Source organism: Streptomyces sp. NPDC059679 (genome assembly GCF_042734105.1).
Lineage (GTDB): Bacteria > Actinomycetota > Actinomycetes > Streptomycetales > Streptomycetaceae > Streptomyces.
In genome coordinates this window covers 118,959-142,562 of sequence record NZ_JBHWES010000015.1, presented here as the reverse complement: position 1 = coordinate 142,562, position 23,604 = coordinate 118,959, and the positions used below count along the sequence as shown (strand labels likewise).

General features: G+C 69.4%; 22 protein-coding genes. 11 read left to right on the top strand and 11 right to left on the bottom strand.

Annotation, left to right across the window (positions count from 1 at the left end; translation table 11 throughout):
- Positions 1-14 precede the first annotated feature (14 nt).
- Positions 15-350 (bottom strand): hypothetical protein, encoded by a 336-nt coding sequence (locus ACFV2X_RS18790; protein WP_385617531.1) that lies wholly within the window; start codon positions 348-350, stop codon positions 15-17.
- Positions 351-501: 151 nt separating this feature from the next.
- Between ACFV2X_RS18790 and ACFV2X_RS18785 the strand changes: the two genes are divergently transcribed.
- Complete coding sequence (locus tag ACFV2X_RS18785; protein WP_385617589.1) at positions 502-1,362, top strand: DUF5753 domain-containing protein; 861 nt, start codon at positions 502-504, stop codon at positions 1,360-1,362.
- Between the two features lie 3 nt (positions 1,363-1,365).
- Positions 1,366-1,566: a DUF397 domain-containing protein gene (locus ACFV2X_RS18780; protein WP_385617530.1), complete on the top strand. Its 201-nt coding sequence runs from the start codon at positions 1,366-1,368 to the stop codon at positions 1,564-1,566.
- 727 nt (positions 1,567-2,293) lie between these two features.
- On the opposite strand, the gene ACFV2X_RS18775 is transcribed toward ACFV2X_RS18780, so the two are convergent.
- The 3 genes from ACFV2X_RS18775 to ACFV2X_RS18765 are packed head-to-tail and all read right to left on the bottom strand — an operon-like array spanning position 2,294 to position 7,927.
- Entirely contained in the window at positions 2,294-2,647 is a 354-nt protein-coding gene (locus tag ACFV2X_RS18775) for a hypothetical protein (protein WP_385617528.1), read from the bottom strand.
- A 1-nt stretch (position 2,648) separates the two neighbouring features.
- Complete coding sequence (locus tag ACFV2X_RS18770; RefSeq protein ID WP_385617527.1) at positions 2,649-7,331, bottom strand: putative T7SS-secreted protein; 4,683 nt, start codon at positions 7,329-7,331, stop codon at positions 2,649-2,651.
- Positions 7,331-7,927, bottom strand: a complete 597-nt coding sequence (locus ACFV2X_RS18765; protein ID WP_385617525.1) for a hypothetical protein — start codon at positions 7,925-7,927, stop codon at positions 7,331-7,333. The genes ACFV2X_RS18770 and ACFV2X_RS18765 overlap by 1 nt, the downstream gene beginning before the upstream one ends.
- Positions 7,928-8,288: 361 nt before the next feature.
- Here ACFV2X_RS18765 and ACFV2X_RS18760 point away from each other — a divergent pair, with 361 nt between their 5' ends.
- The 8 genes from ACFV2X_RS18760 (at position 8,289) to ACFV2X_RS18725 (ending at position 16,320) form a co-directional block, all read left to right on the top strand.
- Positions 8,289-8,699 carry a hypothetical protein gene (locus ACFV2X_RS18760; protein WP_385617523.1) on the top strand — a complete coding sequence of 137 codons (411 nt, stop codon included), beginning with the start codon at positions 8,289-8,291 and terminating at the stop codon, positions 8,697-8,699.
- Between the two features lie 85 nt (positions 8,700-8,784).
- Positions 8,785-9,444, top strand: a complete 660-nt coding sequence (locus ACFV2X_RS18755) for a response regulator transcription factor (protein WP_385617521.1) — start codon at positions 8,785-8,787, stop codon at positions 9,442-9,444.
- Positions 9,445-9,632: 188 nt separating this feature from the next.
- Positions 9,633-11,015: a sensor histidine kinase gene (locus ACFV2X_RS18750; protein ID WP_385617519.1), complete on the top strand. Its 1,383-nt coding sequence runs from the start codon at positions 9,633-9,635 to the stop codon at positions 11,013-11,015.
- A 99-nt stretch (positions 11,016-11,114) separates the two neighbouring features.
- Positions 11,115-12,788, top strand: coding sequence for a S41 family peptidase (locus ACFV2X_RS18745; RefSeq protein ID WP_385617517.1), 1,674 nt, complete (start codon positions 11,115-11,117; stop codon positions 12,786-12,788).
- Positions 12,789-13,120: 332 nt separating this feature from the next.
- Positions 13,121-13,621 carry a hypothetical protein gene (locus ACFV2X_RS18740; protein WP_385617515.1) on the top strand — a complete coding sequence of 167 codons (501 nt, stop codon included), beginning with the start codon at positions 13,121-13,123 and terminating at the stop codon, positions 13,619-13,621.
- An 8-nt stretch (positions 13,622-13,629) separates the two neighbouring features.
- Positions 13,630-15,381 (top strand): alpha/beta hydrolase, encoded by a 1,752-nt coding sequence (locus ACFV2X_RS18735; RefSeq protein WP_385617513.1) that lies wholly within the window; start codon positions 13,630-13,632, stop codon positions 15,379-15,381.
- Between the two features lie 15 nt (positions 15,382-15,396).
- Entirely contained in the window at positions 15,397-15,915 is a 519-nt protein-coding gene (locus tag ACFV2X_RS18730) for a hypothetical protein (RefSeq protein ID WP_385617511.1), read from the top strand.
- Positions 15,916-16,113: 198 nt separating this feature from the next.
- The gene (locus tag ACFV2X_RS18725) at positions 16,114-16,320 is read left to right on the top strand and encodes a hypothetical protein (protein WP_385617509.1); all 207 of its coding nucleotides are present in this window, start codon (positions 16,114-16,116) and stop codon (positions 16,318-16,320) included.
- Positions 16,321-16,327: 7 nt separating this feature from the next.
- On the opposite strand, the gene ACFV2X_RS18720 is transcribed toward ACFV2X_RS18725, so the two are convergent.
- Positions 16,328-17,542 carry an MFS transporter gene (locus ACFV2X_RS18720; protein WP_385617507.1) on the bottom strand — a complete coding sequence of 405 codons (1,215 nt, stop codon included), beginning with the start codon at positions 17,540-17,542 and terminating at the stop codon, positions 16,328-16,330.
- 64 nt (positions 17,543-17,606) lie between these two features.
- On the opposite strand from ACFV2X_RS18720, the gene ACFV2X_RS18715 reads away from it, so the two are divergent.
- On the top strand, positions 17,607-18,005 hold the full coding sequence (locus ACFV2X_RS18715) for a MerR family transcriptional regulator (protein WP_089509166.1): 399 nt from the start codon (positions 17,607-17,609) through the stop codon (positions 18,003-18,005).
- 11 nt (positions 18,006-18,016) lie between these two features.
- On the opposite strand, the gene ACFV2X_RS18710 is transcribed toward ACFV2X_RS18715, so the two are convergent.
- From ACFV2X_RS18710 to ACFV2X_RS18685, 6 genes are all read right to left on the bottom strand, one after another.
- The gene (locus tag ACFV2X_RS18710) at positions 18,017-19,495 is read right to left on the bottom strand and encodes an NAD(P)/FAD-dependent oxidoreductase (protein WP_385617505.1); all 1,479 of its coding nucleotides are present in this window, start codon (positions 19,493-19,495) and stop codon (positions 18,017-18,019) included.
- Positions 19,479-19,772 (bottom strand): (2Fe-2S)-binding protein, encoded by a 294-nt coding sequence (locus ACFV2X_RS18705; RefSeq protein WP_385617503.1) that lies wholly within the window; start codon positions 19,770-19,772, stop codon positions 19,479-19,481. Before ACFV2X_RS18705 ends, ACFV2X_RS18710 begins: the two co-directional genes overlap by 17 nt.
- Complete coding sequence (locus ACFV2X_RS18700; protein WP_385617501.1) at positions 19,762-20,958, bottom strand: NAD(P)/FAD-dependent oxidoreductase; 1,197 nt, start codon at positions 20,956-20,958, stop codon at positions 19,762-19,764. The genes ACFV2X_RS18705 and ACFV2X_RS18700 overlap by 11 nt, the downstream gene beginning before the upstream one ends.
- Entirely contained in the window at positions 20,955-21,593 is a 639-nt protein-coding gene (locus tag ACFV2X_RS18695; RefSeq protein ID WP_385617499.1) for a GntR family transcriptional regulator, read from the bottom strand. Before ACFV2X_RS18695 ends, ACFV2X_RS18700 begins: the two co-directional genes overlap by 4 nt.
- Before the next feature lie 66 nt (positions 21,594-21,659).
- Entirely contained in the window at positions 21,660-22,661 is a 1,002-nt protein-coding gene (locus ACFV2X_RS18690) for a proline racemase family protein (protein WP_385617497.1), read from the bottom strand.
- Positions 22,658-23,566 (bottom strand): dihydrodipicolinate synthase family protein, encoded by a 909-nt coding sequence (locus ACFV2X_RS18685; RefSeq protein ID WP_385617495.1) that lies wholly within the window; start codon positions 23,564-23,566, stop codon positions 22,658-22,660. The genes ACFV2X_RS18690 and ACFV2X_RS18685 overlap by 4 nt, the downstream gene beginning before the upstream one ends.
- Positions 23,567-23,604: the final 38 nt, after the last annotated feature.

Sequence of the window (23,604 nt, the reverse complement as noted above, 5' to 3'; positions counted from 1 at the left end):
GGCCCGTCGGCGTCTCAGGCCGCCTCGGCCGGCTCGAAGCTGGGCGCGGCGGGCGCGGCGAACCAGAGCAGCCGGGCGGTGGTGTCGCTCTGGCGCCCGAACCACCAGGTGGCGCGCTCTGGTGACTTGAGGCTCAGCCGATGCCGACCGTCCACGGTGACGACGTGAGCGCTTCCGTCGCCGTACGCCAGCCCCCAGGCGGCGATCGCCGCGTCGGGCTCGCCTGGGGCCACGTCGTACTGGACGGTGACTGCGAAGACGCGCGGGGCGTTGTCCAGGGCGAGTTCGCACAGCTCTTTGTCCAGGTCGAACGGGGCGAGTTGGGTGTTCTGCGGGGCTACGGTGTCCATGGATATCTCCTGTCGAGAGGAGGAGTTGGAGTGGCCTGGCTCACAACGTAGCGCGCCACTTCTAACGGTTTACTCGACTTGCATCAAAAGCTTTACAAGTACCCTCTTGTGAGTGACCAAGTGGCCCATGAACGGGCAAGAGAGAAGGACCATGCCGCCCAGCAACCCTCCAACCGTGCGACGACAGCGCCTGGGTGCGGAACTGCGGAAGCTCCGCGAGCGTGCTGGGATGTCAGCGGCAGCAGCGGCGGGCCTCCTGGGCAGCAACCAGACCCAGATCAGCAACATCGAGGCAGGGCGGCATGGGGTGAGTGCCGACCGGGTACGGACGCTGGCCTGCAACTACTCGTGTACAGACGAAGCGCTCATCGAGGCGCTGGTCGGCATGACCGGGGAGCGCGGACGCCAGTGGTGGGAGGAGTACCGAGGAATCCTGCCCGCCGGGCTGCTCGATCTGGCCGAACTCGGCCACCATGCGGTCGCCTTGCGCGTCTCGCCCGCCATCCACATCCCCGGGCTGCTCCAGACACCGGAACATGCCCGAGAGGTCTTCCGCCAGGTCGTCCCAGCCCTCCCACCACACGAGGTGGAGCATCGAGTGTCGCTCCGCATCAAACGACAAGAAGTCCTGCACCGGGACAGCCCAACACCACTCACCGCAGTCATCCACGAAGCCGCCTTGCGCATGAAGTTCGGCGGACCGGAGATCACGCGGATGCAGCTGCAGCATCTTTTGGAGATGAGCGAGCGGGACCACATCACGATCCGCGTCATTCCCTTCGACGCGGGAGTCTTTCCGGGTGCTGGGCAGTCTGTCTTCTTCGCCCTTGGCCCCGTCGCACAACTGGATACGGTCCAGTTGGACCAGTCGCACGGCCCCGTATTCATCGATGCGGAGGCGCAGCTTCAGAAGTACCGAGCACTCTTGGACCGACTGGAGGAAGTGGCCCTCAAGCAAGAAGAGTCACGCGACTTCATCCACAACATCATGCGAAGTCTCAGAGAGGAATAGAAGTTGCAGACCATCGCCTGGCGAACCTCCTCATACTGCGGAGAAGGAGAGAGCTGCCTGAACGTCGCCGCCCCCACCCCCGAGGCCATCAAAATCCGCGAGAGCGACGACCCCGACATCATGCTCACCACCACCCCCGCCACGCTCGGCGTCTTCATACGCACCGCCAAGGCAGGCACCTTCGACCACCTCACCGACTCGTAAATCGCCCGCCTCTAGCGAACGGCGCCTCCCTCACCAAGGCGGAGCCGCTGACCATCGCGGAGTTCGCCGGGCAAGCCCAGCTCGCTGGGCACACACCAGCTGATCGCTCGACCCTTCAGCCGCCGGGCGACTTCCTTTAGTCAAGGGAAGATAGCCTCTATTCACTCATAGCTTCGCCAATGGCTGCCGCCACGGACAGCGGTATTTGCTCATCACACGGATCGTCCATACCAAGAAACGGTAGATCAAGAAGGACCACAACCCCATTGCTGAATTCACGCCGGATCACCCGGAGATTTTGGACGATCGCAGAATATACCGGGGCTCACCTCCACAAAGTCCTCACGGACCGTGATCTCGTTTCCTTTTCGCGCAAACGGCCGATACAGAGGAATGGCCACCCACAAGGGCAACCCGTCCCCCTTTTCATTCGGCAGGATCTGAGCCCGGTCACGAATTGGCCGCCCCGCCATAGCGTTCGAAAGCCCAGGCACCGACCATTACGATGAGGTCGGCCTCCACTGACGCGGCTCTGGATTCGACCACTTCCACGTCGTCTCGCGACCGAAAAACTTTCACCCACGATCCGACACCCTGGTGCCGCTGGACCATCGAGGCGCAACCAAAGTGACAGCTTCGCCTTGAACTCACCGTATTCATCCACAGCGTCTCTATGTGACGCCCCCTTGTCCTCGCATCCGACGTGACCGGCTGAAGACCCCAAGGGTCACGCCTCATGTTCGATGAGGTCCTCGACCGCCTGCCGCAACCATGCGTTGAAGTCCGGGAACCGCGGGCCTCGTTGCTCCCAGCCTGGGGCGGCGCCCATGTGAACGACGGCCACCCCTCCTGTGTCCAGGTCCCAGCACGCGACGTCGTCGTTGTCCTGACGCTTGGCGAACAGGACCAGTCGGCGTGTCGGATAGGCGGAGGCCAGAAGGCTCATGCCAGATCTCAGCAGTTCACCGTCCACGATCCACCAGGGTTCCAGGTCCGTGAGACCGAGTTCGACGACCCGAAGGAACTCTGGAGGATAGGAGAAGCTCTCGGGTAGTTCGTCGTCAGTGAGTAGGTTTGCCATGTCAGTTGCCGTCCCATCCGGTCCAGGGAGAGCCCATCGGATACGTTCTACGGTAGAGGCTCGACTGCTTACCGATCCGTAGCAGAATTCCGTCGCCCCAAGTCTCGGGAACGCCCTTTTTAGTGGTGAGCGTCAAGACTCGTACGGGATCGGCCAATGGTTCATCGAACTCATGCACCCGAGCTTGGACGTCGATGCCCGCGTGGTGGGCAGCGATGACACGCGTGTTGTCCACCGTCGTCAGACCGCCATCGGGCATCCGCACTACGTCGATCGGATCTCCCGCCCAGCCGTTCCTCTTCATGCTGTCGATGATCTCAGCGGCCTCGTTGACTGACGTCTGGCTCAGCCGGATGGACCGTGGGTTGAGTTGATGAACACCTGTCTCCCTGGCCTTACCTTCAGGGCACGGCCCCAGCCCCAGAGGGTCGGTCCAGGTGTGGGGGTTGTGGATGTAGGTCGCAGGGTTGGGGGCGGGCGTGAGGCCGAGGGGGTCGGGGGTGAGGTAGCGGGCGGTGGTGGGGTCGTAGTAGCGGTGGTGGTTGTAGTGGAGGCCGGTTTCCGGGTCGTAGTACTGGCCGGGGAAACGGAGGGGTGTGTACGTGGTGCTGTCAGCGGTCCAGGTTGTGGTGCCCCAGAGCGTGGCACGGGTGTGCCAGGCGATGTCGCCCGTTTCGTCAACGAGTTCTGTGGGCGTACCGACGAGGTCGGTGACGATTGCGAAGAACCGCTGATCGATCTCACGCTGGGTGGTGGCCTCGGTGATGCGCTCGGTCTGGGCGATCGGGTGCAGGCCCTGGTGGTCCCACGTCAGGGTGACCGGGTGGGCGAGGTCGGGTGCGGTGGTGGTCTGTTCGATGAGTGTGGGGCCGTCCCAGGTGAAGTTCACCTGCTCGACGACCGTTTCGCCATCGGCCTCGAGGCGTTGTTTGGCGGTGCGGCGGCCGAAGGGGTCGTACAGGTAGCGCCACACCGTGCCGTCGGGAGTAGTAACGGCAGTGAGGCGATCCTCGGCGCCCCAGGCGTAGTGCCAGGTGTCGGGCTTCTTGGACAGCCGGGTCTTCTGGCGGAGGGTGAGGCGACCCGCACCGTCGTGTTCGTAGCGGATGTTGCCCGCGCGGGTGATACGGGTGCCGCTGTAGGTGCGGGTGCCGGTTGATTCCTGGGCAGTGTGGGTGGCGGGCCAGGATGCCTGGGTCTGGTTGCCTGCCTCGTCGTAGGCGTAGCTCTCGGTCCAGCCCCGCGCGTGGACCGTGGTGACGCGGCCTGCCGCGTCCAGACCGAAGGCGCGGCGGCCGCTGAGGTGGTCGTCGATGGCGGTGACGTAGCCGTCGGTGCTGTAGGTGTAAGCGCGGCGCTGGACTGTTCCGACACTCGGTCCCGTCAGGGCCTGTTCCGTGAGGCGGCCAGCTGGGTCCCAAATCTGGGACAGGGACAGCTCGTCCCCGATGCGGCGGTTGATCTCGCGGCCTGCGGCATCGTGGTCGAAGGCGACAGTGTGGCCGGAAGCGGTGAGGGTGGTGCGGTTGCCTGCCGCGTCGTAGGTGTACACAGTGGTGGCGCCGGTGGGGGTGGTGCGGCGGACGCGGCGGCCTAAGGCGTCGTAGGCGTGGGTGAGGACCCGGCCGTTCACCATTTCGGCCTTGACGCGGCCCATGCGGTCGCGCTGGTAGACCACCTCGGAATCGGGGCTGGTTACCTGGAGGAGGCGGCCCGCCGGATCGTAGGTGTAGTGGGTGACGCGGTCTTCGACGTTCTTACTGGTGACGCGGCCCGATGCGTCATGCTCGAAATAAACCGTCTGGCCAATTGGGTTGGTGTGGGCGGTGAGACGGTCTGCCGCGTCGTGGGTGTAGGTCAGGGTGCGGTTGTCGAAGTCCGTCTCCGCGACCAGGCGGCCCGCCGGGTCGTAGGCGTACGACCAAGTCAGACCCTGCGGGTTGGTGACCTGGGTCAGGCGCAGCGCCGTGTCGTGCGTGAATTCGTAGCGGACACCGTCCGGGCCGGTGCTGGCAGCCAGCAGGTCGAAGTGCGTGTACTCGTACGCAGTCACCCCGCCCACCTCATCGACGCTCCGCGTGCAGTTGCCCTCGCCGTCGTATGTCCAGCTCTCCGTCGCCCCGTCCGGGTTGGTGCGGGCGGCCAGCTTGCCCTCGACCGTCCACCGCAGGTGTGTGGAGTGGCCCAGGGGGTCGGTGAGGACGGTCGGGCGGCCGAAGGCGTCGCGCTGGTAGCGGGTGGTGGCGCCGAAGGGATCGGTGATCTCCACCGGCAGGCCCGCCGCGTCACAACGCACGCCCGTGGTCTGCCCCAACGCATCAGTGATGGCGATCAAATGGCCACGGTCGTCATAGGTGTAGCGGGTGGTGTGGTCGGTCGGGTCGGTGACGCTGGTACGGTGGCCCGCCTCGTCGTAGGTCTGGCTCCACGTGGCACCGTCCGGGCCGGTTACTGACGTTGGCAGGCACAGTGCGTTGTACGTGGCAGAGGTTTCGTGGCCATCCGCAACTGTGATCTTTGTGAGGTTGCCTGCCTCGTCGTATGCGTAAGCCGTGGTGTGACCCAGCGGGTCGGTTCGGGTAAGGATCCGGTCATGTCGGTCATACGTGGTGCGGGTGGTGTGGCCCAGTGGATCGGCCTCGGAGACGATCTGGCAGGCGTCGTTGACCAGGTAACGGGTTGCATGGCCATCAGCCGTCGTGACAGTCGTGACGCGATGGCCGGTGGCCTGGTCGATGCGGTCGTAGTCGATACGGATCGATATGTGGCCCGCTTCGCCACCCTCCGCGATGCAGCGGTGGCGGTTGTCGTAGACGTAGTCGTAGCGGCGGTCGTTGGTGTCGGTCCAAGAGATGACACGCTTCTCGTCGTCGTACTCGAACCTCAGCGGCAGACCGGACGAGTTGATGACCTCGGTGAGGTTGCCCTCGGCGTAACCGTAGCGGAGCAGTTCCTGGTCGGTGCCGTCGGGGGCGGCGCCTGCCAGGTGGAGGGCGGTGATCCGGCCGTCGGCGGTGGTCAGTTTCAGGTGGTAGCCGGCGGAGTGGACGATGGCCAGCGGGGTGCCGTCGGGGTCGTATTCGAAGGTGATGAAGTGGCCCGAGCGGTCGGATATCTGCCCCAGTCGCGCGACCCCGTCTCCGCCGTCCCTCGGCCCGGAGAAGTGGCGGGTGTGGCCGGTGGACGGGTCGGTGAGGGTGTAGTCACCGTGCGCGTCTCGTTCCAGTGGCCAGCGAGGGCCCACCACGGGGAGCGTGGGCAGGTCGGGAGCGGGGTGGGCGTAGGTGAGCAGCAGGCCGTCTTCACTGATGAAGACGACTCCTTCGGCGTCGACCTCCAGGCGCTGGTCGGCCGTGCTCGACCACGACGGGCCGAACCAGCGCCCCGCCGTGTAGCCCGACTCCACCCGGCGACGGAAGAGCAACGGCAGAACGCCGGGCAGGGTCACATCCGTCTGCGGCAGGAACATCTTCCCTGTCGCCAGATCGACCGGATCCGTGCCATCGGTGGTCTTCTTGGCGTCCGGCTGGCCATGGGCGTTCGGCCCGTTCTCGTGCAGGGACTTACGGGCGCCACTCCGGGCACGGCGGCCGTACTTGCCCGCCGTGGCACCCTTCCGGGCCGCGCCGATCCCCTTCGTGCCCACCGCCTCGGGGACGAGCCTGCCCAAGCCTTCCGCTGGGTCCTTGGCGAACCCATCCAGCGCCTGCTTGCCCGTGCCATAGGGATCGCTGGCCAGGTTGACCAGCCCCGCCGCCGTGTTGTTCAAGCCCGTCGCGTACTCGGCCGGGTGCGTGATGTTGTACGGGTCCAGCGGGTTGACGCTGCGCGCGAAGCCGATGACCCCCGCGCCGCCCTTGATCACGCCCGCCGTGAAATGCGTGGCGTCCAGCTTCAGGCCGGTGAAACCGTCATCCGCCTGCTCGAAGTACGACGGCTTGGGCGGCGCCGCATCCCGCGCGGCCTTCACAGCCGTACGGGCCGTATCCGCCGCCTCGTTGCGCTGGCGGCGGGCCTCGTCCAGCTTCTGCTGCGCCAGTTTGGCCTTGCCCGGGCCCGGGTCGTGGAACTTGCCCGGCTTGCAGGCATCCTTGCCGTCCTCGATGGCCGTGTTGTACGCCGCGACCTGCTCGTTGTAGGCCGACACCGCTTCCTTCGACGCCTTCTTCGCGGCCTTGTAGGCGTCGATGGCCTCCTGCGCCTGGGTCTGCGCCCACTCCACCGTGCCCGCGAACGTCTCCATCGCGAGCGCGGCCTTCTCGCATGCGTCGGCGGCCTTGAACCACTTCTTCGGCTCGACCGCCACCTCCTCGCGGAACGCGTCCGCCGCCTTGCCCTTCCAGTGCGCGGAGTCCAGCCGCTTCAGGCCGTCCCCGACATCGTTGAACGCCTTCTTGAAGTCCCGCAGATGACTCGCCGTCGAGCGGATCTTGCTCGCACTGCCGAAGATCAGCTTCTTCGGGTTCTCGGTCTCATCGAGCTGCATCTCGGCGACATCCGCGCCCAGTTGATTCGCCGCCGAGCGGGACTTGTCACGGACCCAGTCCGCCCCGCCTTCCCAACCGACGTAGTCCAGGCCGTCGGCGATCTTGTTGCCGCCCGCCTCGACGACATCTCCGAGCGCCTCGACGCCGTCCTCGACCTTGTCCTCGATGACATCGGGGACGAAATCACCGAACCCCATCAGCCCTCACCGCCACCCTGCTCGCCACCTTGCTCAGCGGGTGGGACGGCGTACTGGGTGATACGGCTGGTGCCGCCTATCTTGTCGCCCGTGGCCTGCCAGGTGCCCTTGATCTCCTCGCTCGCCTTGTCGTAGGACTCCTTGCTGTAGTCCGGGCGCCAGGTCTCCCCCGAGAACAGCTCGCCCCACTCCTTCTGGGTGACTTCCTCCTCGCTCAGATGCGGATTGCCGGCCACCGAGTTCGCCACGACCTTGAACGTGCCGTCGATGTACCGGTCCTCCTCCCACTGCATCCCCGCCGCGAGGCCCACCTTCTTGGCCAGCTTGTTCGCGTCCTGGATCAGGCCGCGCACCCCCCACTCCCAGCGCTCGCAGAAGTCCTCGAAGTCCTTGGCGAGACCGTTGTGCCCCGCCTCCATCGACGTCAGCGACAACTCGTCGAACCCCGAACCGATCACGGCGTCCGTCGCCGAACCGATGTCCTTCAACTCACTGATGGCCGCCCGTAAACCCTTCGTGATGTCCTCTAACGCCTCCTTGTCCAGCTTCAGGTCCGGCTCCTTGCCACCGTCCCCGCCGCCGCCCCCGCCGCTCATCGGGCGCCCTCCCCGGGCAGGGCGACGCACAGGGCAGGTCTCAGCTCCACTACGCGCGTAGTGAGTACGCGGCAACTAGCCCCTCGTATCGCGATCTGCCCCGGCAGGCTCATCACGCCCCCTTGCCCTCCCTGGTCGAACTCCCTTGCTACGCAACGGTATTCGACACGCAACGGAGTGTCACCGCCATTTGTGGGCGTGTCGCGCTTCAGCGCAGGATTGCCGCTGCTGACCGCATCCGGATACCGCTGGGGATCAGAGGGTTCTGTGCGCCTATGCCCGCGTGGCACTATCCGTTGGCGTGGAGTGGTCGAGTCTGGTCGGGACGGGGATTGGGGCCGTACCGGGGGTGGGGGCCACCTTGGTGGGCGAGCATGTGCGGTGGCGGCGCGCCACCAGGGGCAACAGGCTGCAGGACCGCCGCAACCTGTACGCGGACTGCCTCGTCTCGTTTCGGAAGGCGCACGAGGCCATGCGGTTGGCCGCCGACGAAGAGCATCCGAGTCCGCAGGCGAGAGCGGCCAGGATCCGGCAGGTCTACCAGGCGTCGGGATGTGATGAGGCACGGGAACGGCTGATCCTCACGGCAACCGACGAGGTGGTGTCGGCGATCGACGCGTCGTACATCTCGCTTCGCCGGATCCGCGAGGTACTTGCCTCCGGTGCCACTGTGCCTACGCCGGACTATCAGGCAGCCAGGCAAGCACATCGGGAGACGACCGAAGCGGCTCGCAACGTTCTGCGTCGCGAGCTGAGTTCCCTGGACATCTGAGCTCCTGTGTCCGTCGGCCCGCCGGAGTCGCCCGATGGGGCTGCGGGACACTGGGACGACGACACGAGAGAGAGGGTGCCGGGGGATGCGCGTGCTCATCGTCGATGACGACGAGGAGATGGCACAGGTCGTCGCGGTGGGCCTGCGTCGTTCGCGGATGGCCGTCGACGTAGCGTTCGACGGTACGGAGGCGCTGGAACGGCTGGGCGCCGACGGCGACGCGTACGACGTGGTCGTCCTGGACCGGGACCTGCCCGGAACGCACGGCGACGAGGTCTGCGCGACGCTGATCGCCGCCGGGTGCCGCAGCCGCATCCTGATGCTCACCGCCGCGGGAACGGCGGACGACATCGTGGACGGGCTGGGCCTGGGCGCCGACGACTACCTCCCCAAGCCCTTCGATTTCCCCGTACTCGTCGCCCGGATCGCTGCCCTGGCCCGCCGCGCGCATCCGGCCGTACCGCCCGTGGTGCGCCACGGCGACCTCGTGGTCGACAGCGCCCGGCGCACCGCCGTACGGGCAGGCCGAGCGCTGGCCCTCACGCCCAAGGAGTTCGGCGTCCTCGAACTGCTCCTCGCCGCCGGGGGCCGTGCCGTCTCCGCCGAGGAACTGCTCGAACGGGTCTGGGACGAGGCCGCCGACCCTTTTACCAGCGCCGTGAAGATCACGATCAGCCGGCTGCGGGCCAAACTCGGGGCGCCGCCGGTCATCGAGACGGTGGCCAGGAGCGGTTACCGGATCTGAGGGGTTGTGGGGGCGAAGCGGCCGGGCTCTTTCGCGCGTTCGCATTCGGCCGTCGCATTCAGCCGTCGCATTCGGCGGTCTCCCCCACCGTCCTCCCATGCCTGTCCGCGGGTACCTACGCCGCCGGACGTTCCGACCCTTCCGACCGAGCACAGCGCAGGATCCAGCCGAAAGGTCGCCACGTTCACATGCCCGTCCACACCCCCGCCGCCGTCCGCGGCCTCGCGCCCGCCGCTCTGCGTCGGCTCACCGGCCGGATCGTGCGCGCGGGCCTGCCCCGCCGCACCGTACGTTTGCGGCTGACCGCCTTGTACGGAGGGCTGTTCCTGGTGTCCGGCGCAGCGCTGCTCGCGGTCACGTACGGCCTGGTGGCCGGCACCGTCGACCGTCCGCCCACGGTCCTGAAGCGGGAGGTGACAGTGGCCTCCCCCGGCCCGAGCGCACCGGCCGGCCGGGCACCCGGGAACGAGGGGACACGGCCTGGGGGTGAGCCCGGCGATCGGGCCGCCATGGACACCGCCATGGCCGCCCTGCAGAAGGACGTACAGCGGACCGTTGACCACCAGAAGTCCGCCATGCTGCACACCCTGCTGGTCCAGTCGGGGATCGCCCTGGGCCTGATGTCACTGACATCCGTGCTGCTGGGCTGGGTCGTGGCCGGCCGTGTCCTGCGCCCGCTGCGGACCATCACCTCCACCGCACAGGACATCTCGGCGACCAGCTTGCACCGGCGGCTGGCCCTGGCCGGCCCGCGGGACGAACTGCGGGAGCTGGGCGACACGTTCGACGCGCTGCTGGCCCGGCTCGACGGTTCCTTCCAGGCGCAGCGGCAGTTCGTCGCCAACGCTTCCCACGAACTGCGTACGCCGCTGGCCCGCCAGCGCGTGCTGGGCCAGGTCGCCCTGGCCGACCCCGAACCGACCGTCGAGTCCCTGCGTACGGCCCACGAACGGATACTTGCCGCCGGACAGCAGCAGGAACGGCTCATCGAAGCGCTGCTTACCCTGGCCCGCGGCCACGCGGGCCTCGACGAGCGCCACCCCTTCGACCTGGCCCGGCTCGCCCGGGAAGCCGTGGCCGCGCGCGCCACCGCGGCCCACGAACGGCAGGTGACGCTTCACCCCTCGACCGGCGCGGCCGTCTCCTCGGGCCACCGGGCGCTCGCCGAACGGCTGGTGGCCAATCTGCTGGACAACGCGATCCGCTACAACATGCCCGGCGGGCAGGTGGACGTCACCACCGGCACACAGGCCGGCCGGGCCGTCCTCACGGTCGCCAATACCGGCCCGGACGTGCCCGCGGACGCCGTCGAGCGGATCCTCCTGCCCTTCCAGCGCCTCGGCCCGGCTCGCACCGGCAGCGGTGCCCGCGACGCGTCGTCCCAGGGGTTCGGCCTGGGCCTGTCCATCGTCTCGGCCATCGCATCCGCCCACGATGCCACCCTCACCGCCGCCCCGCAGCCCGGCGGCGGCCTGGTCGTCACGGTCGGCTTCCCCACCGCGACGACACAACCGCCGCGACGACGCAACCGCCATGACGACGCAACCGCTGTGAAACCGCCCGCCGCGTAGAACGTCCGTCAGCGCCGCCGCACCGACCGCCGCACTGACCGCGGCGTAGCCCACGGCGTCGCCCACGGCACGACCGACGCGAGTTCAGGAGCACTCCGCATGCGCAACACACCGGCCGACCCGCTGCCGACCGCCACCACACCGACCGCAACCACACCGGCCGACCCCGTACCGGCCGAGCCCCTGCCGGCCGACCCCGTACCGGCCGAACCCGCGGCCACCCGAGCCGCGCCGATTGAGCCCTCGTCGGCGGAACTCCCCGCCGCCCAAGCGCCGTCGGCCGGCCGCAAGCTCGGCCACCGCCGGATCGGGCTGCCGCGGCAGCGGCGCGTACTGGTCACGACCGGGATCGCCGTACTCGCCTGCAGCGTGCTCATCACCGCCCTGACCGCGTCCGCCAGCCCATCGGCAGAGCCGCACCAGGCCGACCGGCCCGCCGCCTGCGCACCGCAGGACCCGACCAGCCCCCAGCCGCCCGCGCAGGACCCGGCCCCGACCTCCGTCAGCACGGTGGAGCAGGCGTACTACTGCATCTTCGACAACTATTACGGCGGCGCCCGGCTCGATGACCGCCCACTGCTCCAGTACGCCGCCCAGGCCGTCGTCCGGGAGCTGCGCAAACGCGGTGTCGACCAGCCGTTCGCCGTCCTGCCGGCGCTGACCGGCGACCGGGACAAGGACTGGCCGCTCTTCGCCAAGCGGCTCCAGGAAGTGCTGGACGCGGTGCCGGAAGACCAGGCGCTGCGCTCCTCGCTCGCCGTCGCCGCGATCCAGGGGATGCTCAGCGCCCTGCACGACAACCACGCCGACTACCAGGGTCCCGGCAGCCCGGGTGCCACTCCGGACGCCCACCCGTGGGGCCTGGGCATCGGCCTGAACAGGATCCTCCCCCCGGCCGCGACCGCCCCGGACTTCACGGGTCCGCTCTTCGTCACCACGGTCGGCACCGGTACCCCCGCCGCCGCGGCCGGGCTCAAGCCCGGAGACGTCATCGAGCGGGTGAACAATGTCCCGGTCTTCACCAACGGCCGGCTCAACCCGGGAGTTGTGGACTCCCTCCACCCGTCGTATCCCCGGCACGTCCCGGTGACCCTCACCGTACGGCGCCCCGCCACCGACCGGACCCTGCACATGCGTGTCACTCCCGGTCCGCTGCCCGCGCAGCCCAAGCCGCGCGTGGACGTCACCCTGGTGGCCGGCAGCATCGCCGACGTCCGCATCGACGCCTTCTATCCGGGCGTCGCCCAGGAAGCCCTCAAGGCCATCGCCGACCTCAAGGCGACCACCAAGCTCACCGGCATCATCTTCGACCTGCGCGGCAACCGCGGCGGCGTCGCCGACGAGGGCAACAAACTGATGGGCGCGTTCGTCCACGACGCATCGGCCGTTTCCTTCTGCGACGCCGACGGCACCTGCGCCCCTCAGCCCGTCGACAACAGCACCCCTCTGCTGCACCTGCCCATGGTCACGCTCACCGACGACGGCTGCGCCTCCGCGTGCGAGGTGTTCGCGACGGGCGTCAAGGACCTCCACCTGGGCGCCCTCGTCGGCACCCGCACCGCGGGAGTGAACTCCGGCCCCGCCCGCCTGTACGCGCTCAACGATCACACCAGCCTGATCCGTCTGCCGTCGCAGCGCGCCATCGGCGCGAACGGCGAGATCATCGACGGTATCGGCGTCCCCCCGGACCACTACGCGCCGCTGACCGAGGCGGACGTGTCCACCGGCAAGGACCCGGCCCTCGACAAGGCGACGGCGATCCTCTCGCCGTAGCACACGCGGCGGCCCTGCCGCCGCTGGGGCCCCGGCAAGGTCCCGGAGCCCCAGCGGCGACAAGGGCTCATAGGATTGTCGCGGAGTGCTAAGGGGACGGCGCCGTCTGCTGACAACGTCTGCTGACAACGCGGGCCGGGAGGGGACCTGGAACGTCTCACCGAGCCACGGTACGGTCACGTTGCGCCACGCACAGGCGGCGGAACGGCAGCGGTTGCAAACTCCGCACAAACCAGACCCCAGGATCTCCCCAGCCCGGCTCTCGGCAAGTTCCCTTCCGTTATTGCGCTCTGTTACCTTCCTTGTTCTGCCATGAAGAACATGGTGTATGGGTGGAGGAAGGCAGTATGGGGGACACAGGACTGTCTGAGCGTTGGCAGGCGTATTACGACGCGGCGGGCGGAACGGATAGCGGCGACAAAGACGTCCAAACCAGGCTGGCGAGTGCGGACGGGAATAAAGGGGGCGGGAAGGGCGGCTCCGACGGCAATCTGAAATCGTCGAAGGGGCCGTGGAATACCGCGTCGAACGCCCTGGACGATCTGCGCCGGAATGCCACGACCGCGCTGGGCGACCTCAAGCACGGCCAGGAGGGCGCGGGGGTCGCCGGCAAGGGCGTCGAGGGGCTGGAGAGCACGTCCATGCAGCAGCGGGTCTTCAACTCCTGGGAGGCCCGGCTGACGGTCGTACGCGATGAATGCGGCGAACTCATGGGGAAGCTGCAGAAGGCGGGCAAGGACCTCGCCAATCAGGACGAGGCGATTGAGACTCTGTTCAAGGCGCAGGATACGAGGCCGATACCCCCGCCGGGCGGCCCGTCAGGGAGCTGGTGATCCGCGCCATGGTGACTTTCGCACAGTTGAAGGCGATCGACCCCGCCCAGTTCGAGCAGGCGGCGGACGGCTGGCACAAGGTGAGCAGCAGCGCCAGTGCGGCCAAGGACCGGCTGGACAATGAGATCAACGCGAAGCTCCGCGGGGGCCTGAAGGGCCAGGGGGTCGGTGCGGCGCTGGGCCGGCTGGAGCGGCTGAGCGAGAACTTCCACTACATGCAGGTGGAGTGCGCGCTGATCCTGACGGCGTTGAACGGGCTGGCCGGGGAGTTGCGGGCGGCGAAGAAGAAGCTGGACAACGCCGTCCAGGACGCGCGGGACGCGGGGATGACCGTCAAGGAAGACGGTTCGGTGGAGTACAAGCCGCCGTTGGTCCTGCTGCCAGGCCAGGAGTACGAGCCGCCCGGGAACGGGACGCCGTTTGTGACGACGACGCCGAAGCAGCAGGCGCAGGGGTTCGCCGACCGGATCGGTGACGCGCTCAAGGACGCGACGGACGCGGACGGCAAGTACGCGAAGACGCTGGGCAAGCTGATCACGGTGGCCGATCTGTCGGTCACCAAAGACGACTGGACCGACGCCGCGAAGGACCGCGGAGACGTCAAGAAAACGGTCGGCGACTATCTGCGGGACTTCCCCAAGGACATGTCGCCGAAGAACAACGCGTTCTGGTGGAAGAGCCTGAGCAAAGAGGAGCAGGCGGAGTACATATCCCTGTATCCGGCGAGCATCGGCAAGCTGGACGGCCTTCCCGCCGAGGACCGCGACGAGGCCAACCGGGTCTGGTTCAACGAGCAGCGGGCGAAGTACCAGACCGAGCTGGCCAATCTGCCACCTGAGCCGAAGCCCAAGTACATCCTGGCCGGACGGTCCATGGTCCTCAATCGGGAGTGGACCAAGTGGGACGAGCATAAGAAGCATTTGGAGTCCTCCCTCAACGGTATGAAACGCATTCAGATGCGTTTCGACGACACAGGGAAGGTCGACGCCTTCGACAACACCCGGCCCTCCGGATACAAACCGACCGGCGACGGGCTGCCGCCCGCGTATCTGCTGGATTTCGACCCCGAGAAGAACGGGCGCGCGATCATCGCGAACGGCGACCCGGACAAGGCCGATCACACCGCCGTGATGGTCGGCGGCACCAACGGCACGCTCGGCGGCATCAACAAACCCGTCATCGCGGGCACCAACCTGTGGCAGGCGGCCAGCGCGATGCCAGGCGACCCCAAGGTGTCGACCATCACCTGGCACGGTTACGACGCTCCGCAGAACTTCTTCCCGGAAGCCATGAAGGACAAATACGCGGACAAAGCGGGGCCGGATCTCAATCAATTCCTGTCGGGGCTGCACACCGCCCACGACCCATCGGCGAACGACCACCTGTCGGTGCAGGGGCAGAGCTACGGCACCGTGGTGGTGGGCTCCGCCGCCCGCCAGGGCACCCTGGAGGCGGACGATGTGATGCTCAGCGGCAGCCCCGGCGTCCAGGTCGGGCGGGCCAAGGATCTGGACGTGCCCGAGGGGCATGTGTGGAACCAGAAGGCAGAGGGTGACTGGGTGCCCAAGTGGGGCGCGCCCACCCATGGCCACCACGAAGGTCTGACGCAGTTCATCACCCCCAAAGACCCCATCTTCGGCGCCAACCAGATGGCCACCGACACCCATGGGCACGGAAACTACTGGCTGGCCGGTTCGGAGAGCCTGGAGAACCAGGCGAGAGTCGTGGTGGGACGCTACGACGAGGTCCAGTTGAAGTAGCGGGGGTAGTTTTCGATGTCCGACTCCGAATCCGGCTCCGAACCCGACTCCGGCTCCGATGACCTCGGTCTCGGCTATACGCCCGAGGTGCGGGAGGTCCCCGCGCTCCGGGAGGAGGCCAGGCGGCTCTCCAGTGAGCTGTACGACCTGCTGCGGGTGAAGGGGAAGACGTCCGCGCCCGGCCCGGGCGTGGACGTATGCGGCGACCTGGACCCCGAGACGTTCTATGTCATCCGCCATCTGTGGTCGCTGTACGGCCTGCCGGCCGGGGACCTCGAGGCCGGCTGGCAGGGCCTCAGGGAGGACCTTCCCCGGCACGGCTGGGAGATCGTCCACGAGGGGCGGGAGTCGACCGTTGCCCAGTCCCCGTTCCTGATGGCCGACTCCACCCGGAAGAAGTTCACCCTGAAGGCCACCTTGCTGATCCCGACCGCGAGGGACGCTGAGAGGAGCGGTGCGGAGCCCGGGATCATGTTCCATCTCGTCTCCGCCTGCTTCCGGGTCCCCGACGGCACCACGGTGGACGAGTACTGAGCCCTCGTACGGCAGAAACGGTCCCGGTCGCCCGGCGACCGGGACCGCCAACTCCGTGGCTTATCGGGCATCATGGACGCCATGACCTCTCCGGCCCCGGACGCCTGGGTCACCATCGCGTCCTACGAGAACCTGCCCGGCTGTCCGCGCCCCCTGGCGGCCGCGCGCGCTTGACTGCGCGACCGCGGCATCGACTGGATGCCCTTCACGCTGGTTGAGATCCGCTGCGACATGATGTGCGGCGTCGGGCCCGACGGCCGTCGGCGCGGTTGGATCCAGGTCCACGTCCACCCCGACGCGCTGCGACGCCTCGGGCTCCATCCCGACCAGCCGACCGCGGCGGTCGTGGGGCCGTCCCCGCCCGGCTGGTGGCATGCTGCCGCGGAGCGCCACGCTCAGATGTAGGCACCCCTCACGTCGTACGCGAGCGCTCCGCGGGGAAGCCGTGCGCGCGGGCGGCGATCACCACGGCCAGTACGGGCGCCAGGAGCGCCAGGACGCTCCAGGGGAAGGCGTCGGGGCCCAGGCGGTCGAGGAGGATGCCACCGGCGACTCCGCCGCCGGCCATGGCCGCGTTCCACAGGGTGACGAGCATGGCCTGCGCGGAGTCCGCCGCGTCGCCTCCCGCATCGGCCACGGCGGTCTGCAGCAGCGTGGGGACGCCTCCCCAGCCCAGGCCCCACAGCGCCGCCGCGAGGTAGACCAGGGCGCGGCTGCCGGCCGGGATCGCGAGGACGGCGGCCGCGGTGGCGAACAGGACCGTGGCGGCGATGGTCAGGGCCCGCAGCCGGCGGTCGATGCGGGCGCCCACGATCCAGATGCTCGCCATGGAGGCGGCGCCGAAGACCAGCAGGACGAGGTCGGTGGAGCCGCCCATGCCGAGCCCGTCGAGGTAGGTGGCGATGTAGGTGTAGAGGATGGTGTGGGCCAGCACATAGACCAGCGTGACGAACAGGACCGGCGCCACGCCGGGGACGGTCAGGGCCCGCAGGACCGGGGCGCGGCCGTCCCGCCGCTGCCCCGGGTAGTCGGGGACCAGCGCGGCGATCCACCCGATCAGGACGGCGGCGAGCGCGGTGATGAGGGTGAACGTCACCCGCCAGCCGAGCACTTCGCCGAGGAAGGTGCCCGCGGGCACCCCCAGCGAGAGGGCGATCGGTATGCCGGTCATCACGACCGCGACCGCCTTGCCCTGGAGCGCGACGGGCGCCATACGGCGGGCGTATCCGGCCAGCAGCGCCCAGGCCAGGCCCGCCGCGACCCCGGCGACGAACCGGGCGGCCATGGTCAGGGGGTAGCTCGCCGAGGCCGCGGTGACCGTGTTGGCGACGGCGAAGCCCGCCATGGCCGTCAGCAGCAGCCGCTTGCGGCGCCATCCCGCGGTGGCCGCGGACAGCGGGATCGCGGTGAGCGCGGTCCCGATCGCGTAGATCGTCACCGACTGCCCCATCGCGGATTCGCCGACCCCCAGGTCGGCGCCCATCGCGGGCAGCACGCCCGCGGGCAGTGTCTCGGTCAGGCTGGTGATGAAGACGGCGGTGGCCAGCGCCAGCAGCGCGGGCAGAGGAAGTTTCTGGTCCTCGGTTCCGGGGCGGGAACCGGCTTGTGGTGTGGTGTCGTTGCGCACGCCGCGTATGCTCGAACCATCACATAGATGTGAAGGTCAAGCGAGTGTGTACGAGGTGGAGCACATGCGCATCGGAGAGCTGTCGGAGCTCACCGGCACCCCCCGCCGGCTGCTGCGCTACTACGAGGAGCAGGGGCTGATCGCCGCGGACCGTTGCCCGAACGGCTACCGCGACTACGACGAGCGCTTCGTGGACCGGGTCCTGCAGATCAGGGGCCTGCTCGACGCCGGGCTGCCGACCCGGATCATCAAACAGATCCTCCCCTGCCTCGACAAGCCCCGGATCATCCACTTCTCGGACGCCACACCGGAGATGATCGCCACGCTGGAGCACGAACGCGACCGGATGACCGAGCGCATCGGCTGTCTGGTGCGCAACCGGGACGCCATCGCGGAGTACTTGGAGACGGTGCTCAGCAACGACCGCGCACGGGCCGCCACCCGGCAGGCGTCAGACGGTTGAGTGCGCGCGCGTCAGGACTCCTCGTCCAGCGCGGCGATTTCGCCGAGCGTCACCGGTGTGGCCAGCGGTCGGCGGGCCAGCGGAAGGAGATCGTCCGCACTGGGCGTGCCGGGCGTGCCGGGTGAACCGCCCGTGAGCGCCGCCGCCACCTGGGCGGTCGCGAAGCCGCACACCCGTCCCTGGCACATCCCCATACCGGGCCGGGCCAGCATCTTCAGTGTCCGAGGGTCCTTCGCGCCGAGTTCGCGGACCGCGTGGCACAGATCGCCGTACGTCACCTCCTCGCAGCGGCAGATGAGCGTGGACCCGTCGAGCCAGTCGGTCCAGCCCGGTGGCACCGGAGTGGCGGTGTGCAGGGCGGCGGCGAAGCGCCGGCCCCTGCGGATCGCCCGCTGGAGTCGGCGTACCCGGCCCTCGTCGATGGTCCGTCCCAGGTCGGCTGCCGCGGCGAGCCCGCTCAGCCGGCCCTCGCGGACGGCGAGCACGGCACCACCGACCCCGGTGGCCTCCCCCGCGAGATAAACGCCGGGGGTACCAGGACCGCCGGGCACATCGGCTCGCTGCCGGGCGTCGACCACGGCGACCAGCGAGCCGTCGGTGTCCAGCCGGGTGCGCGCGCCGACCATCAGCGGCAGTTCGAGCGACGGGGTGAACCCCCAGCCCAGCGCGACCAGATCGGCGTCCAGCTCGATCCGCACAGCGCTGCGCGGGCGTCCGTCGCGGTCCAGCGGCGCGATACGGACGGACCGCACCCGGTCCTCGCCGCGGATCTCGGTGACCACGGTCCTGGTGCGGTACGGGATGCCGTGCCGGGCGAGGAGCGCGGCGTACTGGGCGCCCTCGACCGCCTTGGCCGGTTCCCGTAGCGCGCCGCCCGGGTCGCGCAGCCAGCCGCGGAGCGGATTGGCCTCGCAGACCATGACGATCTCGGCGCCCGCCGCGGCGAGGCCGGTGGCCACCGGCAGCAGGAACGGTCCCGTCCCCGCCACCACGGCCCGCCGCCCGGCCAGGGTGCCGCTCCCCTTGAGCAGGGCCTGCACCCCGCCGGCCGCCATGACGCCGGGCAGATCCCAGCCGGGCACCGGGAGTTGGCGGTCGTACGCACCCGGGCAGAGGATCAGCGAACGCGCGGTCAGCGTCCGGGTCCCGGGTCCGGGCCCCGGTCCGCGGCCGTCGTGCGTGGGCCGCAGATGGAGGGTGAACCGGTCGGCGTCGCGGGTGATGAGCCACACCTGGTGTCCGAAGAGCGTACGGGTCCCCGTACGGACCAGGCCCGCGCGCAGGGCGGCGAACGTACGGCGGCCGTGCTGACCTCGTACGGGTCCCTCGTCGTGCGGACCGTGCCGCCAGTACTGGCCGCCGGGCCGCTCGCCGGCGTCCACCAGGGCCACGGTCAGCCCGGCCGACGCCGCCTCGACCGCGGCGGCCATCCCCGCCGGGCCCGCGCCGACCACCGCCACATCGGCCGTAGCATCAGCGTTCCCGCGCATCGGTGTCCCTCCCCGTACGTCGGGACTCCAGCCGCATACCGTCGGCCGCGGGCACCAGACAGGCCCGCTGGTCGGGGCGGCCGTCGACGGTGATCAGGCAGTCGTAGCAGACGCCGATCCCGCAGAACAGCCCGCGCGGCCTGCCCTCCCCACGGGTGGTGCGCCAGGCGACCACCCCGGCCGCGACCAGCGCCGCCCCGACGCTCTGGCCCGGCCGGGCGTGGATGGTCCGCCCGTCGAAGGACAGGTCGAAGGGTTGTGCTGTCTCAGGGGGCATCGGGGCTCACCTCGTCGCCGGGCAGGGCTTGTTCGAATCGTTCGGGCGCGAAGGGGCTCAGGTCCAGGCCGGTCGGGCGGTCCGTCATGGCCTGCGCGAGCAGCTTGCCGGTCCCCACGGACAGGCCCACTCCGGCGCCCTCGTGGCCACAGGCGTGCCAGAGCCCGGGGGCCCGCGGGTCGGGGCCGATCACCGGCAGGTGGTCGGGGCAGTACGGCCGGAAGCCCAGATAGCTGCGGATGGCCTGGACGGAGGCCAGGAAGGGGAAGAGCGCGATCGCGTTGCGGGCCAGTGCGGCGAGGACGGACGGCGGAACCTCGCGGTCGAAGCCGACCCGTTCCCGGGACGAGCCGATCAGGACGGTGCCCGCGCGGGTGCCCTCGACGACGGGTGAGGTCTGCAGCGCCGCGTCCGAACTGGCCACGTCGCCCACGTACTCCGCCGCGTACACCTTGTGCCGGACCATGACCGGCAGCGGCTGGGTGACCAGGACGCATCCCCTCCGCGGCAGCACCGGCACCCGCACCCCGGCCAGTTCGGCGACCGCGCCGCCCCAGGTGCCCGCGGCGTTGAGCACGGCGGGGGCGCTGAGCGGGCCGCGGCTGGTGCGGACTCCGGTGATCCGCTCGCCGGTCCGGAGGAACCCGGTGACCTCGGTGTCCGTCCGTACCCGCGCGCCCGCCTGCCGCGCCATACGGAGCAGATGCGCCACCACCAGCATGGGCTGGACCTGTGCGTCCTGCGGGTAGAAGGCGCCGGAGACGAGTTCGGGCGACAGATGGGGCTCGTAGTCCGGCAGTTCGTCCTTCGGTACGTCGACGGCCTCGATCCCCTGGGCGCGCTGCTCCACGACCAGCTTGGCGAGCGCGTCCGCACCGCCCGGGGTGGCGGCCACCACCAGACCGCCCTTGGCCTCGAACTCCCACAACCCGGCGTGTTCGGCCAGGTCCTCGCGCCAGACCCGCTGGGAGAACAGGGCGAGGTCGAGTTCGGGTCCGGCCTCCTTGTCGGAGACCAGCAGATTGCCCTCGCCGGCGCTGGACGTGCCGCCGGCGAGCGGGCCACGGTCGACGACGGTGACGCGGAGCCCGGCGCGGGCCGCGAAGTACGCGGCGGCCGCGCCGACCACCCCGGCCCCGATCACCACCAGGTCGGCGGTGTCAGCGCGCGGAACCGGCCCCGTCATGTGCCGCCCGCCCAGATGCCCCGTACGTGTCCGATGTGGCGGTGCATGAACAGCTCCGCCGCCTCGGCGTTCCTGGACTCGACGAAGTCCAGCAGCTGGTGGTGTTCCGCCGCGGACTCCACCAGGTTGCCCTTGCGGACCAGCGGTGCGAGACCCAGCAGCCGGGTCTGGGCCCGGAGGCTGGACACCACGTCCAGCAGCCGCCGGTTGCCGCCGTGCGCCAGCAGGGCGAGGTGGAAGACCCGGTCGGCCTCGACATAGCCGATGAGGTCGCCCTTCTCGGCGGCCTCCACGATCCGCTGGGCCAGCTCCCGCAGCTCGGGGAATGCCTCCGCCGGGACCAGCGGCACCACGGCCCGTACCGAGGGCGGTTCGACCAGCAGCCGCACCGCCGTCACCTCGTCCAGGTCCTGCTCGGAGACCTCGGTGATGAGGAAGCCCTTGTTGGGCTGCGCCACCACCAGCTCCTCCTTGACCAGGTCGATCATCGCCTCGCGCACCGGGGTGGAGGACACCCCGAACTTGGCGGCCAGCGTCGGCGCGGAATACACCGTGCCGGGTGTCAGCTCTCCGGAGATGATCGCGGCGCGCAGGGCGTTCCGCACCCGGTCACGGAGGATTTCACGCTTTCCCACGGTGCGGAGGTGCGTCGTCGACTCCTCCGTGACCGGCCGTTCGCCGTCCAACTGGGTTGCCTCTTTCTAAAGCAGGAATCCGGCCGGAAAGGGGTCGTCCGGATCCAGGGTGTACTGGGCGGTGCCGGTGACCCATGCCCGCCCGGTGATGGTGGGCACCACGGCGGGTCGTCCGGCCACCTCAGTCTCCTCGATCAGCCGCCCGATGAAGCGCGTGCCGATGAAGGACTCGTTCACGAACTCCGCCCCCACGGCCAGTTCGCCCCGGGCGTGGAGCTGCGCCATACGGGCGCTGGTGCCGGTGCCGCACGGCGAGCGGTCGAACCAGCCGGGGTGGATGCCCATGGCGTGCCGGGAGTGGGCAGCCGTCGAGCCGGGCGCCTTCAGGTAGACGTGGTGGCAGCCACGGATGTCGGGGCGCTCGGGGTGGACCGGCTCGTCCTGCTCATTGATCGCGGCCATGATCCCCAGGCTGGCCGCCAGCAGTTCGTTCCCGGCCTGCCGGTCGAACGGCAGGCCCAGCTCCGCCAGCTCGACGATGGCGTAGAAGTTGCCGCCGAACGCCATGTCGTAGCGGACCTTGCCGAGGCCGGGCACATCGACCGTACGGTCCAGGGCGTGGGCGAAGGAGACGACGTTGCGCAGGGTCACCGAGCGTGCGCGGCCGTCCTCCACCGCCACCTCGGCCGTCACCGGCCCGGCCGGGGTGTCCAGCCGGATGACGGTGACCGGTTCGCGCACCTCCACCATGCCGGTTTCCACCAGCACGGTGGCGACTCCGATGGTGCCATGGCCGCACATCGGCAACAGGCCGCTGACCTCGATGAACAGCACGCCCCAGTCGGCCTCGGGGGTGGTCGGCGGCTGCAGGATGGCGCCGCTCATCGCCGAGTGGCCGCGCGGCTCGTACATCAGCAGGGTGCGTACGTCGTCGCGGTTGGCCATGAACCACGAGCGGCGCTCGGCCATGGTCTCCCCCGGGACGACGCCCACGCCGCCGACCACGACCCGGGTGGGCATGCCCTCCGTATGGGATTCGACGGTGTGGAAGACACGGCTGGATCTCACTTGTATCCCCTGGCGACAGCGGCTTCGGTGTCCCGGACGACCCGCTCGGCGATCTCGGGCCGGAGCGGGGTGCGGGGCGGGCGGCAGGGGCCGCCGCGCAATCCGACGACGTCCATGGACAGCTTGATGGACTGGACGAACTCGGTCTTGGAGTCCCAGCGCAGCAGCGGGTGCAGATCGCGGTAGAGCGGCAGGGCCTTGGCGATGTCGGCGGGTTCGCCGGAGGTGGCGAGCCGGTAGAGCTCCACGCAGCTCTCCGGGAGGACGCCCGGGTAGCCGGCGATCCAGCCGACCGCCCCGGCCAGGCCCAGTTCGAGCAGGACGTCGTCGGCGCCGATGATCAGGTCGAGGCCGGGGGCGAGTTCGGCCAGTTCATAGGCGCGGCGGACGTCTCCGCTGAACTCCTTGACCGCGACGATCAGGCCCTCGGCGTGCAGTTCGGCCAGCAGGTCGGGGGTGAGGTCGACCCGGGTGTCATGGGGGTTGTTGTAGGCAACGACCGGAAGGCCGGCCGCGGCCACCTCGCGGTAGTGCGCCACCACGCCCTCGCGGTCGGCGCGGTAGGTGTTGGGCGGCAGCAGCAGCACCGAGTCGGCGCCCGCCTCGGCCGCCTGCTCGGCCCACCGGCGGGCCTCCAGCGCGCCGTACGCGGACACGCCGGGCATCACGGTGTGGCCCTCGGGGGACGCCTCGACGGCGGTGCGCACCATCCGGGCGCGTTCCTCGTCGGACAGCGTCTGGTACTCGCCGAGGGAGCCGTTGGGGCAGACGCCGTCACAGCCACCGGCGGCGAGAAAGCGGACGTGCTCCGCGTAGGCGTCGTAGTCGACGGAGAGGTCGCTGCGCAGCGGCAGCGGCGTCGCGACATGGATTCCGCGCCAGGGGGTGTCGGGGCCGACGGTCATGGATCCTCCTTCTAGAGAGTGCAATGTTACATACCACT